The 15,412-nt window shown below is 39.0% G+C and carries 17 protein-coding genes; 8 read left to right on the top strand and 9 right to left on the bottom strand.

Features of this window, described 5'->3' with window-relative positions:
* Nucleotides 1–43: 43 nt before the first annotated feature.
* Genes J8L73_RS15695 through J8L73_RS15685 form a run of 3 tightly spaced genes read left to right on the top strand, consistent with a single transcriptional unit; the run spans nucleotide 44 to nucleotide 5,263 of the window.
* Entirely contained in the window at nucleotides 44–2,761 is a 2,718-nt protein-coding gene (locus J8L73_RS15695) for an ATP-binding protein (protein WP_211001571.1), read from the top strand.
* Nucleotides 2,751–4,127 (top strand): alpha/beta fold hydrolase, encoded by a 1,377-nt coding sequence (locus J8L73_RS15690; RefSeq protein WP_211001572.1) that lies wholly within the window; start codon nucleotides 2,751–2,753, stop codon nucleotides 4,125–4,127. The genes J8L73_RS15695 and J8L73_RS15690 overlap by 11 nt, the downstream gene beginning before the upstream one ends.
* The gene (locus J8L73_RS15685; protein ID WP_211001573.1) at nucleotides 4,124–5,263 is read left to right on the top strand and encodes a GNAT family N-acetyltransferase; all 1,140 of its coding nucleotides are present in this window, start codon (nucleotides 4,124–4,126) and stop codon (nucleotides 5,261–5,263) included. Before J8L73_RS15690 ends, J8L73_RS15685 begins: the two co-directional genes overlap by 4 nt.
* Here the strand turns inward: J8L73_RS15685 and J8L73_RS15680 are convergent.
* A complete protein-coding gene (locus J8L73_RS15680) occupies nucleotides 5,240–5,830 on the bottom strand; it encodes a DUF938 domain-containing protein (protein WP_211001574.1) in 591 nt (196 codons plus the stop codon). The two genes, J8L73_RS15685 and J8L73_RS15680, sit on opposite strands and share 24 nt — an antisense overlap.
* A 199-nt stretch (nucleotides 5,831–6,029) precedes the next feature.
* Here J8L73_RS15680 and J8L73_RS15675 point away from each other — a divergent pair, with 199 nt between their 5' ends.
* The 5 genes from J8L73_RS15675 (at nucleotide 6,030) to J8L73_RS15655 (ending at nucleotide 9,110) form a co-directional block, all read left to right on the top strand.
* Complete coding sequence (locus J8L73_RS15675; protein ID WP_058548816.1) at nucleotides 6,030–6,215, top strand: hypothetical protein; 186 nt, start codon at nucleotides 6,030–6,032, stop codon at nucleotides 6,213–6,215.
* Between the two features lie 101 nt (nucleotides 6,216–6,316).
* A complete protein-coding gene (locus J8L73_RS15670) occupies nucleotides 6,317–6,682 on the top strand; it encodes a hypothetical protein (RefSeq protein ID WP_227006902.1) in 366 nt (121 codons plus the stop codon).
* Between the two features lie 10 nt (nucleotides 6,683–6,692).
* Nucleotides 6,693–8,069: a class II fumarate hydratase gene (locus J8L73_RS15665; RefSeq protein ID WP_211001575.1), complete on the top strand. Its 1,377-nt coding sequence runs from the start codon at nucleotides 6,693–6,695 to the stop codon at nucleotides 8,067–8,069.
* 113 nt (nucleotides 8,070–8,182) lie between these two features.
* The gene (locus J8L73_RS15660) at nucleotides 8,183–8,695 is read left to right on the top strand and encodes a hypothetical protein (protein ID WP_211001576.1); all 513 of its coding nucleotides are present in this window, start codon (nucleotides 8,183–8,185) and stop codon (nucleotides 8,693–8,695) included.
* A 10-nt stretch (nucleotides 8,696–8,705) separates the two neighbouring features.
* Nucleotides 8,706–9,110, top strand: a complete 405-nt coding sequence (locus J8L73_RS15655) for a hypothetical protein (RefSeq protein WP_138682478.1) — start codon at nucleotides 8,706–8,708, stop codon at nucleotides 9,108–9,110.
* A gap of 20 nt (nucleotides 9,111–9,130) precedes the next feature.
* Here the strand turns inward: J8L73_RS15655 and J8L73_RS15650 are convergent, their stop codons facing one another.
* The 8 genes from J8L73_RS15650 to J8L73_RS15615 form a co-directional block, all read right to left on the bottom strand.
* Complete coding sequence (locus J8L73_RS15650; protein ID WP_211001577.1) at nucleotides 9,131–9,316, bottom strand: hypothetical protein; 186 nt, start codon at nucleotides 9,314–9,316, stop codon at nucleotides 9,131–9,133.
* A gap of 15 nt (nucleotides 9,317–9,331) precedes the next feature.
* Nucleotides 9,332–9,652 (bottom strand): hypothetical protein, encoded by a 321-nt coding sequence (locus J8L73_RS15645; RefSeq protein ID WP_058548821.1) that lies wholly within the window; start codon nucleotides 9,650–9,652, stop codon nucleotides 9,332–9,334.
* Nucleotides 9,649–10,287 (bottom strand): DUF4178 domain-containing protein, encoded by a 639-nt coding sequence (locus tag J8L73_RS15640; RefSeq protein ID WP_211001578.1) that lies wholly within the window; start codon nucleotides 10,285–10,287, stop codon nucleotides 9,649–9,651. The genes J8L73_RS15645 and J8L73_RS15640 overlap by 4 nt, the downstream gene beginning before the upstream one ends.
* Nucleotides 10,288–10,359: 72 nt before the next feature.
* Nucleotides 10,360–11,052 (bottom strand): PspA/IM30 family protein, encoded by a 693-nt coding sequence (locus tag J8L73_RS15635; protein WP_211001579.1) that lies wholly within the window; start codon nucleotides 11,050–11,052, stop codon nucleotides 10,360–10,362.
* A 24-nt stretch (nucleotides 11,053–11,076) separates the two neighbouring features.
* Nucleotides 11,077–11,490 carry a DUF2170 family protein gene (locus J8L73_RS15630; protein WP_006793818.1) on the bottom strand — a complete coding sequence of 138 codons (414 nt, stop codon included), beginning with the start codon at nucleotides 11,488–11,490 and terminating at the stop codon, nucleotides 11,077–11,079.
* 80 nt (nucleotides 11,491–11,570) lie between these two features.
* On the bottom strand, nucleotides 11,571–13,292 hold the full coding sequence (locus J8L73_RS15625; protein ID WP_211018443.1) for a polyamine aminopropyltransferase: 1,722 nt from the start codon (nucleotides 13,290–13,292) through the stop codon (nucleotides 11,571–11,573).
* 3 nt (nucleotides 13,293–13,295) lie between these two features.
* Nucleotides 13,296–14,195, bottom strand: a complete 900-nt coding sequence (locus J8L73_RS15620; RefSeq protein WP_211001581.1) for a DUF350 domain-containing protein — start codon at nucleotides 14,193–14,195, stop codon at nucleotides 13,296–13,298.
* A gap of 22 nt (nucleotides 14,196–14,217) precedes the next feature.
* Nucleotides 14,218–15,150, bottom strand: coding sequence for a CHAD domain-containing protein (locus J8L73_RS15615; RefSeq protein WP_211001582.1), 933 nt, complete (start codon nucleotides 15,148–15,150; stop codon nucleotides 14,218–14,220).
* Nucleotides 15,151–15,412: the final 262 nt, after the last annotated feature.

The following is a 15,412-nucleotide window of genomic DNA, read 5'->3' as shown; positions in this document are numbered from 1 at the left end:
CTGATTATTCAAAATGTAATAATAATAATTGCCAAGGACCTAAGTGAAAGATTTTAACTCAAAATACCACTCTAGTATTTTTTACATCTTGTTTGCCTTGGCGTATATTTTTATTGGAATTACGCTTACTAAGCTCGCCTTTAATTCGCAAATTATTCCCATTTGGTTGCCTGCCGGCATTGCCTTAGTTGGGTGTTATATTTGGTGGTGGCGATTCATCCCTCCTCTGTTTATTGCCGCAATTACATTTAATTTGAGTATTTTTGATAACTCAGCACATGAAATGGTACTTGTTGGCAATTCGTTTAATGAGGCTATGTATATTGCCTTTGGGGTGGTTATACAAGCGATGGTGGGGGCAGCCCTTTTAAAATATTGGCTTGGCCATCCGCTGCGTTTTAAAAACCGTAAAAATATTATTTATTTTATTGTTGTCGTTGCGATAATAACGAGCTTAATATCGGCTAACTTTGGGGTGTTTGCACTTAGCCAATTTAACCCCGCCTACAGTATTGATGATCATTGGCAAAACGTAACTTACTGGTGGCTTGGAGATACCCTAGGTGTATTAATTGCCACACCTTTTTTACTCTCGTTATTACCTAAAAGCACGAGTAAATACCACATATCAGCCTTACCCACTATTGCTGTATGTAGTGTTTTATTTGTGTCGGTAGCAATTACAACTCAGCTATACGATCGTGAAAACCGAACTAACACTATAAAAATTGCTGAACGTGAAGTCCACGTTATTGAAAATAGCCTATACCGCTATATTAATCGAAGCCTTATTGCCGTTCAGAGCTTAGCAAGCCAAGTACAATCATCTTCTCAACTTAACCAGCAAGAGTTTTATGCTTACGCAAGTGAGCTACTTACTCAGCATTCATTTATAAAAGCTCTTTCATGGAATGTAAAAATATCGCAAAACGAACGCGAGGAATTTACCCAAACAATTTCTGATATTTACCATTTAGATTACGATGTTATTGGCGAGCCATTGGAAGAAGACGACCCTATGGTTATTGTAAAGTACATAGCTCCATTTAATGGCAATCAAAAAGCAATTGGTTTTAATGTGTTTTCAAACGCCGAAAGAAAAAACTCCTTACTTAACCCTGCAATTAAGTTTCAACCTGTAGGGACTAAAATTATTCAACTCGTGCAAACTAAAGAGCCAACGCCTGCTTACTTACTTTTCGCCCCAGTGTACAACCAAGGCGACGAAGCAGACTCTATTAAAGGCTACGCAACGGGGGTATTTCTAGTCGATAATATTATTAATGAAGCTATCTCAAAAGCGCAATCTGATATGTTTGCTATTAATATTTTTGAGGATATTAATAACCCTCCATTTTATAGTAACTCCAAAAGCTTTGACCAAGCTGCGGGGAGTCGAATTATGACTTTTAATGTTGATTTTAGTGGTCAACGCTGGATTGTTAAACTTGCGCTCAAAGAAGGCTTTTTAGCCCAGCACAACAACCAACTGACATTGCTACTACTTATTTTACAGGTTGCTGTGTGCTCACTTATTTTACTTATCTTGTTATTATTTAATCAGCAGCAAGTAGAGCTTACTCGTCAGGTAGCAGAGCGCACCCATTCATTAGCGCAAGCTAAAAAGCAATCTGATCTTGCCAACCAAGCTAAAAGCCAATTTTTGGCTAATATGAGCCACGAAATACGCACTCCTCTTAATGCTGTTATTGGGTTTTCGTCGTTAGCACGCGAAGTAGACGATACTAAAACGTTGGTAGGCTACTTAGACAAAATAAACTCCTCATCCAAAAGTTTATTAAATTTAATTAACGACATTCTCGACATATCAAAAATAGAGTCGCAAAAGCTCGCGATGGAATCGATATCATTCGATTTTCATGCATTAGTGTCTCGTATAAATAATATGTTTGAACAAAGTGCATTTAACAAAGGAATCAACTGGCAAATAGACTGCAAGCTACCAGTAAACACCTGGTACATTGGCGACCCAATGCGTATAGAGCAAATTCTGCTTAATTTATGTAGTAATGCAGTTAAATTTACAAATGAAGGAAGCGTTGCATTAAATATTGCAAGTGAATTTACCGCGGCTAATAAAGTACAGATAACCATTGATGTAATAGATACGGGAATTGGTATAAAACCAAGCCAACATAAAAAACTATTTAATGCATTTACTCAAGCTGATAGCTCAACATCAAGGCAATTTGGCGGCACAGGGCTTGGCTTAACAATAGCAAAAGAGCTGAGCCAACTAATGGGGGCTAATTTAGCTTTACAAAGTGAACTTGGGAAAGGCTCAACCTTTACACTCACTATCACTCTTCCTACTACAGAGCCTGAAGAGTCACCTGAAATTGCCTACGCAGATACAAATATTGCGTCCCTAGACATTCTTGTTGCAGAAGACAACCCCGTTAACCAAATGGTGATTAAAGCTATGCTGGGCTCTTTAGGCATAGTGCCCAAAATTGTAGATAATGGTGAGCTTGCTGTTAATGCTGTAAAGCTACAAGATTTCGATTTAGTACTAATGGATTGCCAAATGCCTGTTATGGATGGCTACAGGGCGACTGCGCTTATTAGGCAATTTAAATCAGAACAAGATCTGCCAATTATTGCCTTAACAGCTGACGTAATGCCTGAGGACAAAGCGCATGCTCGTGCTGTTGGATTTAATCAACATCTTGCAAAACCACTCGAACTCATTAAGCTAACTGAGTGCCTTGTCCAATATGCAGAAGTTAATGAACAATAACGATTTAGTCTTAAAAGTTTGTATAGGTTTTGTTTTAAGTGTTTTATCTCACCTTGCTGCTGCTAAAGACTGCATTACTCAAGGCAACAGTTTTAGCTTTATACTAAAAGCTAAGCAGCAAGGGTTATTTAGGTTTAAAAACGAGCACATCCACCAGCCATTTAACTATCAAGCCCTTTTGCCATTTCAGCGCTATTTAGATTATGCATATGAGCATATAAATAAAGCAAATCCACGTGCAAACGTACCATGCCCTATAATAACGGCTACTTATAAACAACTTATTAAACAAGATGTGCGAACCGCAAAGCCAAGTATTGTTGATATTATTACGCCCTTTGAGCTTAAATACCCGAAGAGTAAAAAGGTTGCCTTATTAATACACGGGCTAACAGACTCTCCTTTTACTTATCACGATTTAGCACGCATTTACTATGAGCAAGGTTACAGCGTACGCACGCTTTTATTACCCGGCCATGGAAGCGCTGCGAGTGCATTACAAAACGTAGACGTAAAGCAATGGCAAGAAGCAGTAAATTATGGAGTGAACCGTGCTTTAACCGATTTTGATGAAGTCATATTAGGTGGCTACTCTACAGGTGCGGCACTCGTTATTGATTATCTAACAAAGCAAACGCCATCACCTAAAATTAAAGCGCTTATGTTATTTTCACCAGGTACTGAACCACACAATAAAAATGGCTGGCTTGCTAAATGGATAGACGCTATTCCTTTTGTAGATTGGATAGATAAAGACGCTGATATTGATTTTGCTAAGTATGAGTCATTCCCTTTTCATGCTGCTGCAGCCTCATACGATGCCATGCAATTAGTAAGTATCGATCAACTAAATAAACGCCCCGCACTTAAACTACCTATTTTTAGTGTACTTAGTGATATTGATACCACAATTGATACACGCGCTTCGCTTAAATTATTAAGTGCCCTACATAAGGGTAACTCGCCTAAATATAAAACACGCGATACTCTAGTACTTTATGGCAATACTGATGTTTTACCTGCAGGCTTTGCAGCTAATTACAAATTAATAAACCCAAAATGCACGACAAAACAGTGTAAAAACATTCATGGTATATCGCATATTGCAATTGTTAACTCGCCACAAAACCCGCACTACGGCGCAAATGCTACCTATCGTAATTGTGGTAGTTTTATTAACGACGATGCACACTATAAAACCTGTAAAACAACACCACACCCACAATTAGGTGAACGTACAAAAGCAAATTTAAAAAACTATCCTGCATTACAGCGGCTCACTTTTAATCCTCATTTTAACGAGCTCAAAAAACAAATTTTAATATTTATTAAAAACCTAGAACACACAAAAGGTAAGCAGTTATGAGTGCTCTATCGCACCAATGGTTTACAAGCATAAATCAAATAGATGCTCACGACTGGCAACGCTTATTTGGTAGCGAGCCCTTTACATGCCACGCATTTTTATATGCATTAGAGCAAAGCCAATGCGTAAATGAACAAACAGGCTGGCAGCCTAAGCACCTAGCAGTGTATGAAAATAATAAACTCATTGCATTAGCGCCTGGGTATTTAAAAAGCCATTCATACGGCGAGTACGTATTTGATTGGGCATGGGCAGAAGCATACGAGCAACACGGATTAAAATATTATCCTAAGTGGCTATGTGGTGTGCCTTTTAGCCCTATTGAAGGTAAGCGAATTGCTATAGAGCACAATGATCACGACTTGGTATATCACTACATAAAAGAGCAGCTAAAAACACACAGTATTGAGCAAAGTTGGTCTGGCTGGCATATAAATTTTTGTGAACAAGCACAGGCAAATTCACTTTGTACAGAGCAAATAATGCAAAGAGTGGGTGTGCAGTTTCAGTGGTTTAACAAAGGCTTTAATACCTTTGATGACTTTTTACAGACCCTAACTGCACGAAAACGTAAAACACTTAAAAAAGAGCGCGCTAAAATAGTCCAGCAAAATATAACCATTGAATGGCTTCAAGGCGTGCAAATAACCCCCGAAATCATGCAGCTTTTTTGCGAATTTTATCAGCGTACTTATTTAAAGCGCTCTGGGCATTTAGGGTATTTAAATATGGAATTTTTTATACTGTTACATGCGCTAATGAGCGAACAACTCGTTATTATGCTTGCAAAAAAAGACGATAAAGTAATTGCAGCAACACTTAGTTTAATTGGCGAAAACACACTTTATGGACGTTATTGGGGCGCAAACGAAGAAGTTGATTCTCTGCATTTTGAACTGTGCTATTACCAAGGTATTGAGTTTGCTATTAAGCATAACCTGAGCTGCTTTCATTCTGGGGCGCAAGGTGAGCATAAAATAGCGCGCGGGTTCGAGCCCGTACTTACCTACTCTGCTCACCACATTGTTGATGGCGACTTTAGTAATGCTATTAGTGATTACCTTAAAAGAGAACGCCAACACATTCATATCTATAAAGATCAGTGTGCTGAGTTACTGCCGTTTAAAAACGAGTAACTGATTATTTGCAGGCATGGCTGTATCGCTAATAAGCGAAAGTCCTGCCTGCTTTGCCAAACCCTCAACTGCTTCAAAATCCCTTATCCCGCTTAACGGATCGCGATCTATTAAAAACGTATTGAAGTCATCATTACTTGGGCTGGTAAATTTACCTTGGTATTTGAACGGCCCATAAATACACAACATACCACCGCTATTTAAATGACGCTTAACACCGTCAAAAAAGCGTTCAACTAATTGCCAACTAACAATATGAAATGTATTTGCAGTATAAATAGCGTCAACCTTATCTACAGGCCATTCATTATTTAAATCAAGCTCAAGAGGTGTATGTAAATTAGTTAAATTAACTTCGCTATGCCATAAGTTAATGCCTTCGTGGTTAACCTTTCGATCGCTTGTATACCATTGTAAATAAGGTAAATGCTCGGCAAAAAACACACTATGTTGCCCAGTACCAGAGCCTACTTCAAGCACACTGCGACTTGATTTAAATACTTTTTTTAACTGCGCTAATATAGGTTTTTTATTGTTTTCACACGCTTGTGAAAATGGCTTTGTCATAGGTTTGCACCAAAATTGTAGGCTAATGCACAACAGTAAAGCAAATTTTGATTACTGTGTACTTAGTAAAATTCTAAAAAATAGAATTATATTATTTATCAACGAATTAAAAATTAGTATTTTTATTGGTATATATTATGCTTTTTAATAGTGAGCGTTAAAAAGGCTCAACTTTTATTACATAGAGAGGATTAATATTATGCATTTACCCCCATACACTGCTGTAGACGCTGTTGTCTCAGTAACAGAAAAAAACATAGAAAAGCCTAGTAGCGCCTGTGATAGTAGAGCCACTGTAATCGATTTACTTTCTCACTGTAACCAAAATCAACAGGCGCTAAAAAAACATGAAACAGACCAAATATTCATTCTTGGCTACAATTGATACTAAACTTAAACCCGTAAATAATTTTTACAATAACTGTTTACACTGAAACCGATTAAATGTAATGATAACTATTATCGTTAGCTTAAGTCGGTTTTTTTATGTCTTCAGATCACGCTCTGCGTAATTATCATCATGAACTAACATGTCATTGCTTACGTCCGGGACTTCATGCCCCTATGCTCGTGGCAAACTACATCGAAACCGCTCTAAGCTTAGCTAAAAGTTTTGAAAAACAACGCAATCCTCTACTTCAAGAGCTTTATTTAAAACGTACACTCTATGAAATTATCAACAAAATGTGCGACCCTCTAATACACAATGCCATTCGCAAACAGTGTCTTGAGCAGTTATATAAACCATTACTGGCATTAAAACGTTATTACAAAACGCATAACAACACAGCCAAGTTTTTATTACTTGAACGTGAAGCGCGCGTTCTTAGTCACGAATTCAACCCTTTTTAAGGAGTAAAATATGAGTAACTTTAGAACAGAATCAGACAGCATGGGCGAGTTAAAAGTACCCGCTGATGCTTTATATCAAGCGCAAACCCAACGCGCAGTAAATAACTTTACTATTAGCGGCTTAACAATGCCCAAGCAATTTATTACGGCGCTTGCTTACATTAAGCAAGCCGCTGCACAGAGTAATTTTGAGCTAAATCATTTAAGTAAAGGTAAAGCGACGGCCATAGAGCAAGCTTGCCAACAAATTATTGATGGCGAGCATTATGAGCACTTCCCTGTCGATATTTTCCAAACCGGCTCAGGTACAAGCTCTAACATGAACGCCAATGAAGTCATCGCAACGCTTGCAACTCGCATTGGTAATGAGCCAATTCATCCTAATGATGACGTAAATATGGGGCAAAGCTCTAACGATGTAGTCCCTACAGCCATTGCCCTTAGTAGTGCCATTAACGTAGTTTATGAATTACTACCATCACTTGAAAAACTATCGCAAAGCTTAGAGCAAAAAAAGGCAGACGTTGGCGCAATAGTTAAAACAGGCCGTACACATTTAATGGATGCGATGCCCGTTACGTTTGAGCAAACACTCAGTGCATGGCAATCACAAGTAAACAACGCAGCCTCAGGCATTCGCCATAGCTTAGAGCGAGTATGTGAGCTTGCGCAAGGTGGTACAGCTGTTGGCACCGGTATTAATGCCGATGGCGAGTTTGCATCAAAGTTTGCTAAAAACTTAAGTGCAAATGTGGGTATAAGCTTTAAACCAAGCAGTAACTTTTTTTACAATATTGGTTCGCAAGATGCCATTGTAGCGCTCTCAGGGCAGTTAAAAGTACTCGCGGTATCACAAATGAAAATAGCAAACGACTTACGCTGGATGAACTCAGGCCCACTTGCTGGTCTTGGCGAAATAGAGCTTGAAGCACTACAACCTGGCTCGTCTATTATGCCGGGTAAAGTAAATCCGGTGATCCCTGAAGCGGCAGCCATGGTAAGCGCTCAAGTAATAGGAAACGATGCAACTATTACCGTTGCAGGCCAAGCAGGTAACTTCGAGCTAAACGTAATGTTACCTGTTATTGCGCATAATATTTTGCAAAGTATTGAGCTACTTGCTAATAGCGCACAAGCCCTTGCAGATAAAGCTATTGCGAGCTTTAAAGTTAACCAGCCCAATATAGACAAAGCATTGGCTAAAAACCCAATTTTAGTTACAGCACTTAATCCGGTGATCGGTTACGAAAAAGCCGCAAAAATAGCTAAGCAAGCCTATAAAGAAGCCCGACCTATTATCGATGTAGCCGAGCAAGAAACTGACTTACCACGCGAAGAGCTCGAAAAACTATTAAACCCTACTAAGCTCACACAAGGTGGCTTGTAATTTTTTTAAAAATCTAAATACGGCTTTAATTACTTGATTATATAGTTTTTATTGCCGTAAAAAATGCACCGTGTATGATAGTGATGAATATTTCATCACTATTAAGGTTTATTATGCGTACCCCATTGTTAGCCATACTTTTACCGCTTTGTTTAACTGCTTGCTTAGAAACAACATCAGCTGATGCAGAGCAAACTACTCAAAATAAATTAAAAGAAGTACCGCAAACAACGCTTGTTGAAAATAAAAAAGAACACTCTAAATCAGCAGCTCAAAAACTTTCAAATACCGAGTTAAAAAAAGTATCGGTTGAGGATATAAAAACAGCTAAAACCGAGCTAAATTCGCTTATTGCTGATAATCAATGCGACACCAGTGAGCAGTGTAGGCTTACTCCTGTTGGCAGTCGTGCATGTGGCGGCCCTAGTAGCTTTGCTGTTTACTCAACTAAAACCGCTAATGAAACTGACGTTTTAGCACAAAGTAAAAAAATCACATCTCTAGAAAATCACTACAATGCTCAAAATGAAATGATGAGTATTTGTCAGCATTTAACAACACCAAGCACGCAGTGTGTTGAAAATAAATGTGTTAAACTTGAAGGCTCAGCGGTAAGTGCATTTTAAGGATAACGTTATGAGTTGTTTACCATCGGCAGTTAAACTATCAATTATAAGCATTGCTAGCAGCTTTTTATTACTAAGTGGCTGTGCCAGCACGGCAACGTCAAGTAATGAACAAAGCAAAACTTTGTCTGACTTAAACTACGATCTGAATAACATGGTGAGCAATAATAGTTGCACCGCGAGCTTTCAATGCAAAGTCCTTGAAGTTGGCGCCCGCGCATGCGGTGGACCGAGTAAATACGCGGTTTATTCAACGCTAAACACCTCTCAAGAAGAAGCGGAACAGCTTGCTCAACAAATAACAAAACAAGAAGAGATACAAAATAAAGCGCAAGGCTTAACCGATTGCTCTCCTGTACTTGAAGTGCAATCGTTATGTATTAATAAGCAATGCCAGTCGTTTGATATTAAATAGCTCAAACGTCAATTTCAGCGTTAACCTATAAAAGGTATTAACGCTGAAATAATTAACACCATCACCACGCACACTCCCGCTTTAACGATGTATCTCATTGGCATTTGCTTAAGCACCCAGTACGCATAAATAAAGCGCATAAAGTAACTTGCAGCGGTGCCAAATAAAGCAAAAATAATTAAGTAAGCAATTAAAATAATATTCATATAAATCTAAATTAACTACTTAGTGTTTTTAGTATGAGCAATTAATAACTCTGCTACTTGTTGCTTTACGGCTCGCTTATCATCGCTTTGTACATCAAACCGCGTTGCAAGTTGTGCTATTTCGTCGTCATTTAAATTAAACGATAAACGCTGGCGTGTTTTTTTAGATTTTACGTCCAAACCTAAAATTTTACGGATCATGTCTGATGGCGTGAGCTCTTGATCGATGGCTTGTTTTTTTATCGACTTTTGTACTTCGCTACTTAAATCAAATGCCATTTGTGTGGCACGCACGGCTTGTTCTTGGCGTAACCACTTATCTTTAGCATCACTCACTTCGCATCTCCAGGAAATAAGTCGACGATATCGGTGATTGGGCGTGTAAGCGTTAGTGAAACTTCTGTTTCGCCACCATCCCATATTTCGATATTTAAACCATGCCCTTCGTCAGGCGATGCTAAACAAATCATTTCACATGGCTCACCACCTTCTTGCTCATAGCGCGGTAGTGACTGACCACGAAAGTCTTTATTATGGAAGTAGCATACGTATGGCGACTCACTTTGTTGATAGCTTTTAGCCAAAAACGGCATAAAACGCTCGGGTGTGTTTTGCACCTGAATATTAGTTAATGACTCTTCATCAAAAATGCGCGCAAAGTCGTCTAATCCAAATATTTGCTCTACTTCATCACGCTGAATTTTTATTGAAAAGTTGGCAAACTGCTCACCATCATCTTGCTCAATTTGTAAAAATACAACCTGTCCGCTGTTAGTCTCAAGCACAAATTCAGTGTCACTACTGTGCTGATATTGGTATGTTTGAATATCAATAACACGTAACGTTTCACCTTTTAACCACGACGGATATGCAAACGAGTCGATAACACTAAACATATCGCCTTTTTTAAGCTCGCTTGCGTGATTAAGCTGACGTTCTGGCTCTTTTTTAGATTTGAAGAAATTAAACATAATGAGGCATCCCTAAGCAAAAAAGGTAACTAAGCTAAGCTTAATTACCTTTTGTAAATAATGTACTAACTATTAGCCGTTTTGCTTGGCTTTAATACGCGCTAAAATATCAGCACTTTTTGGGCTTGTATCGCCAATACCGGCTTCAGCCATTTTTGCTTTTAAATCGTCGCCATTAACTTCTGACTCAAGCTCTTTTGCAGCGCCTAGCTGGTCGCTACGATCTTGTTGGCGTTGCTTAATACGCTCAAGAGACTGACGAGCCGATGTCATAGACGAGCTATTGGTATTAAGTGTGCTGTTAACAGCCATAGTAGCTTGCTGTACGCTTTCTGTAGTTTTAACCATAGTAAGCTGACGTTGGTTTTCTTTAATCGACTTTTCAGCGTCTTTAACTTGTTGCTTAAGTGCTACAATGTGGTTGCTAAAACCTGCTAATACTTGCTCGTTTTCAGCTTTTTCAGCTTCAAAGTCACCAATTTTTTCGGCAATTTCTAATGCTAAGGCTTCGTTACCTTTTTCAAGTGCTTGGCCTGCATACGCTTCGTGCTCAGCAATTGATGCATCAACAGCGCTAATTTTACGCTTAGTTTGCATTTCTTTAGCCATTACTTCTGTAAGGCTTTTTTTAGCACGGTGAAGTGCATTTTGTGCATCTGCAATTTCTTGTTCAAAAATTCGGATACCGTTTGCATCTACAATTGCTTCGCCTGCTTCACGAGCGCCGCCACGTACTGCTGTAAATAATTTTTTTAAAATACTCATAATCTTAACTCCACTAACTAGTTACTAATCGTTTAAATACAAGGTCACGGCTTCTAGTGCGTCAATAGCGTTGTCAGCTAGTGTCACTAGTTCGTGGGTAACGTCATCTAGCGATGAATTTACCGACAGTGCACCAAAAATCGCGTATTTGTTATCGATTTTAGCAAATGCACTCAGTGGAATTGGCACGTTTAAACGTAGTAGTGTTTCGTTTAACTCGTTGCGTAATTCACTTTTTACTTCGTCTTCGCCAAACAAGTAGCTAATACATAACAACTGCTCTTGAGTTTGCGTAACAAAAATTGGAAGCTCATCGTTTCCATCAACAATGACTTGTAAAACATCTTGCTCACCTGGATTGGCAATCAAGAAAGACTCAAAGTTAGCGCCTTCAGTTTCAAAAGAAGCTAATTTTATTGAAAGTTCATTTAATTCCATGTCTCTGCCTTTTTGTCGTTTGACATATTATGTCTGAGTTAAGATTCGCACGACCGACATATTATGTCAACCATGTTTTATTAATTTTTATACAATTCGCTTTCTATTTGCCAAGCTGTACGGTAATAATCGTATAACTGGCCAGAGCCTAACCTATTGATCTCAATACTTTTAACTTGTTCAAAATACTGATTGGGAAACACAAAACTCGCCAGTAAATATTCTTTACTCACCCACCTAGATGGCACAGGCATTTCGCTTATGTTTTTAATTCGTCTACTTGCGGGTTGACCCATTTTAGTGGCAATAGTCCAGCCCCATTGTCCAAACGAAGGAATATTTTGCTGGTATTGTTCAACATAACTAAACCCTGCAGCCTTAACCGTTTTAGCTATACTTAAAAACGCTTTTTTAGCATGATAAGGCGAGGTTGATTGAACTGCCATAGCACCATCAGGTGCCAATAGTTGACGTACATGGTTATAAAAATAGTCACTGTACATTTTGTTGAGATCGGGATGATTAGGATCGGGTAAATCAATTAAAATAGTGTCAAATTGCTTACTTTGATCGAGTAATTTTTCAACCTCTAAAAATGCATCACCCACAATTATATGTGCACGCGAGTCTTGCATAGATTTATTATTTAACTTTAATAGACGTTTATTAATAGGCTCTGGGGCCGTAAAATCACCGTCTTTATGCCCAAATAAATTAAGTAGCTGAGCATCTAAATCAATCAGCGTTACCTCGCTCACAGGCCATGCTAAAACATCTCTAAGGGCAAGCCCGTCGCCACCACCAATTATTAATACGCGGTCGTGTCGATTAGAGGCAAGCATTGCCGGATAAACCAGCATCGAATGATATATTTGCTCATCAATGCTTGAGAACTGTAAGCGTCCATTTAAATACAAATCCGTAATAGGCTCTGGCTGATTTTTACTTAAGCGTTCGGTTAATACTACATGCTGGTATTTAGTGGCTTGAGAGTAAATAACTTTATCTTTATATAGCACGTTACTTAAGCTATTCATCCAACTACTACCCAGCACTAAAATAAACCCAAATAATGCCAGCAATATGATATGACAAACTAAAAGTGCCTTAGCAAAGCGCACATGTGCATGGTAGCGCCATAAAAAGGCAAGCCCTGCGATTATATTAAAAAGCGCTGTCCACGCCGCAGCTTGCATTATAGGCATTGAGAGCATAATGCTTACCCAAATAGCTGCGCCAATACCTGCGCCAATATAATCGGCGCCGTAAATTGTTCCTGCGTTGTTTTCTAAAAACCGCCCGTACACATGTTGGCGAATACGCGCTATTAACGGTATTTCCATACCAATAAATAAACCCAGTATTAAGCCAAATACATAAGGAAGGAATCGTGACCACTCTTGTAACTTTTGAAATACATAGCCGTTAAGTACAACATCGGGAGGTAAATTAAAAATACTAGAAAATAAATGAGGGAGCGAATAACTTACGGCAATTACGCCAGCAATAGCTAAAATGCAGCCCATGCCAACTAATGCAATTATACTTTCTAGCCAAGCAAAAGCAGTAAATGCATCTTTAAACCAGCGGGCTAAAAACGCACCTAGGCCCATAGCCACTATCATTGTGCCAATCATGGCATAAATCGCGCTTTCTACAGAGCCAAGTACACGCCCTGCGTAGTGCGAAAGTAAGTATTCATAAATAAGGCCACACCCTGCGAGTATGGCCATAACCGTAATAAGTAATATATCGTGCCCAAGTAAACGTGCTTTACTTGGGCTAGTGTTAGTTGATGACACTGATTATGCGCCTAATAACGTTGCCATAGTAATACCAACAGCAAACGATACCGCTGCAGAAATAGTCGCTACGCCTACATTTTTTTGGCGATTTACTTCATCTGAAATATCACAGCCAGATAAAATAATTTTTATTGTCACTAAGTGCAAAATAATAAATGCAATTAAGCAAACAACTGCGCTAACAGCCCAGTAAAGCAAGCTTGCATTGATGTTATCGGCTGCATAAGGTGCAATACCTGTTGCTGCAGTAATTGCCAATGCACTACCAATTAAAAAGCCAGCGTAGCGAATACCTACCGCTAAGTTTCCATCAATAATTGCTTGTTGTAAGCAGTCGCCGCTTTTATTAGTGCGCTTAAATAGTTGCACGCGATATTGGCTTACTAGTAATAATACAAAGCTTCCAATAATAAATGCTGCCACTACAATTGGCAGACCGTGCCAGCCCTCTGTTGCTACCCACAAAAGTGCAGAGCGAATAACAATTGCAACACTCACTACATGACCAAAGTCAATTATAGAGGCCGTTACATTACCTTTAACAATTTCATCGTGTAGGCTTACTTTACGTAGCGCTACTTTATCTTGAAAAAAGTGGCCTAACTTAATTAATACAATAGCTAGCACACCATAACCTAGCATTTGCAGTGCTTCTTGCTGAAGCGACGCTGCAAAAGCTCCACTGCTCACGCCTGTTAATACAATTGCAAGAGCAACTAAACCTGCGGCAAAGCTGATACCAAAAGCAAAGTTATCGCGTTCTGTTATTTCGTCATTCGCATGTAAATTTGATACCCAACCTTTAATGTATTTTAAGCTTACAAAGAGCAACACAATAATTGCAAAATCAATCGCAAGTGCTTGTAGCGACCACATAGTTATTCCATTAAATTCGTACATATTTCTAACTCCAACTTATTCTTTACTTACCACGGCTCACGCCACGAGAGGTTCTACTACCGCTATTACGCACCGATCCTGAGCTATTGCTATAACTGCTCGAACGCGAGTAACTACTGCGGCTTTTAGGTGGCGTATAACTACTACGGCTTAAACCTGTTGCACCTGTTTTTTTGCTCGCATATGGACTTGTAAACTGCTTACCTTGGCGTTGGTAAGATTGGCGTGTACGTGTTTCAAGCGCGCTTTGTGTTTTAATTTGTTTAGGGCTTGAGTAACGAGCACGGCCATAGTCATTGTAATAACTATACTTGCGGCGCTTACTCCAGCTACCGTATTCAACACGATCGAACACATCACCTAAAATACGGTACATACCGTACCACTGCCAAAAGCTAATCCCGTTACTATTAGTTTGCCAGTTTCCATAATTAGGGTTACCCACCATTTGGTTACCGACACCCTCTCCTTCAGCTTGCTGGCTAATTGCACCAATACGAGCAAGGCTACCTTTTGACATATCAGCAAGCATATTAATAGGATCGGTCAACGCATCTGAAAACAGCGTAGGTTTTGCGGCTTCACGCAGTAAATCAACGCTGTGTAGCGTATCTTCGTAAGGAGGAATTAAATAAGTCCCTTTAATATCTTTAAGCCGCTGTGTTAAGCCACTATAAAGTGCACCTTGTCTGGTGGCATCGAGGGTAATTACATCAACAACTTTACTTAGTTCTGGTTGCTGTTGTTTAAGAAGTTGGCCGTACTCTTTTAAAAGTATAGCGTTACGTATAGTTCCATTATCAAGCGCGGTACCAAGCTGTGATAGCTCAACATCTGCTTTTTTAATAGACTCTTGAATTGTTTGTTGCAACTGCTCTTCTTTAGATTGACAACCCATAAGCACTGCGAACAAACAAAACAGGCTCATAAGTTTCCAAGCTTTTATATTCGACATTCATGTCACCTGATTTACAAAATTAACGCAGGTAGTTTTACACAGGACAGTTATTAAACCAAGAATGAAATTGCAACAAAGTGAGAAGAAACGAGCATCTCTGTAACCAGCGTATGATTTAATCAAATATGAAGCTATATAGTGAGACTAAAATTAAAGTAGCTCTTTAAAGGTACTTACGCTCACTTTAGCGTTGGGAGTCGCTACGATCGCCCAACCTACGTGATAGGGGCTTGATGAGTGTATATTAGCTGTACACATT

This window comes from Pseudoalteromonas sp. MMG006, from assembly GCF_018101025.1.
Taxonomy (GTDB): domain Bacteria; phylum Pseudomonadota; class Gammaproteobacteria; order Enterobacterales; family Alteromonadaceae; genus Pseudoalteromonas.
The sequence above is the reverse complement of the archived record's forward strand: the minus strand, read 5'-3'. Positions and strand labels throughout refer to the sequence as shown.

Coding starts and splice junctions, on each gene's coding strand:
- J8L73_RS15690 (WP_211001572.1), top strand. CDS start 2,751: ATGAACAATAACGATTTAGTCTTAAAAGTTTGTATAGGTTTTGTTTTA.
- J8L73_RS15685 (WP_211001573.1), top strand. CDS start 4,124: ATGAGTGCTCTATCGCACCAATGGTTTACAAGCATAAATCAAATAGAT.
- J8L73_RS15680 (WP_211001574.1), bottom strand. CDS start 5,830: ATGACAAAGCCATTTTCACAAGCGTGTGAAAACAATAAAAAACCTATA.
- J8L73_RS15675 (WP_058548816.1), top strand. CDS start 6,030: ATGCATTTACCCCCATACACTGCTGTAGACGCTGTTGTCTCAGTAACA.
- J8L73_RS15670 (WP_227006902.1), top strand. CDS start 6,317: ATGTCTTCAGATCACGCTCTGCGTAATTATCATCATGAACTAACATGT.
- J8L73_RS15665 (WP_211001575.1), top strand. CDS start 6,693: ATGAGTAACTTTAGAACAGAATCAGACAGCATGGGCGAGTTAAAAGTA.
- J8L73_RS15660 (WP_211001576.1), top strand. CDS start 8,183: ATGCGTACCCCATTGTTAGCCATACTTTTACCGCTTTGTTTAACTGCT.
- J8L73_RS15655 (WP_138682478.1), top strand. CDS start 8,706: ATGAGTTGTTTACCATCGGCAGTTAAACTATCAATTATAAGCATTGCT.
- J8L73_RS15650 (WP_211001577.1), bottom strand. CDS start 9,316: ATGAATATTATTTTAATTGCTTACTTAATTATTTTTGCTTTATTTGGC.
- J8L73_RS15640 (WP_211001578.1), bottom strand. CDS start 10,287: ATGTTTAATTTCTTCAAATCTAAAAAAGAGCCAGAACGTCAGCTTAAT.
- J8L73_RS15635 (WP_211001579.1), bottom strand. CDS start 11,052: ATGAGTATTTTAAAAAAATTATTTACAGCAGTACGTGGCGGCGCTCGT.
- J8L73_RS15630 (WP_006793818.1), bottom strand. CDS start 11,490: ATGGAATTAAATGAACTTTCAATAAAATTAGCTTCTTTTGAAACTGAA.
- J8L73_RS15620 (WP_211001581.1), bottom strand. CDS start 14,195: ATGTACGAATTTAATGGAATAACTATGTGGTCGCTACAAGCACTTGCG.
- J8L73_RS15615 (WP_211001582.1), bottom strand. CDS start 15,150: ATGTCGAATATAAAAGCTTGGAAACTTATGAGCCTGTTTTGTTTGTTC.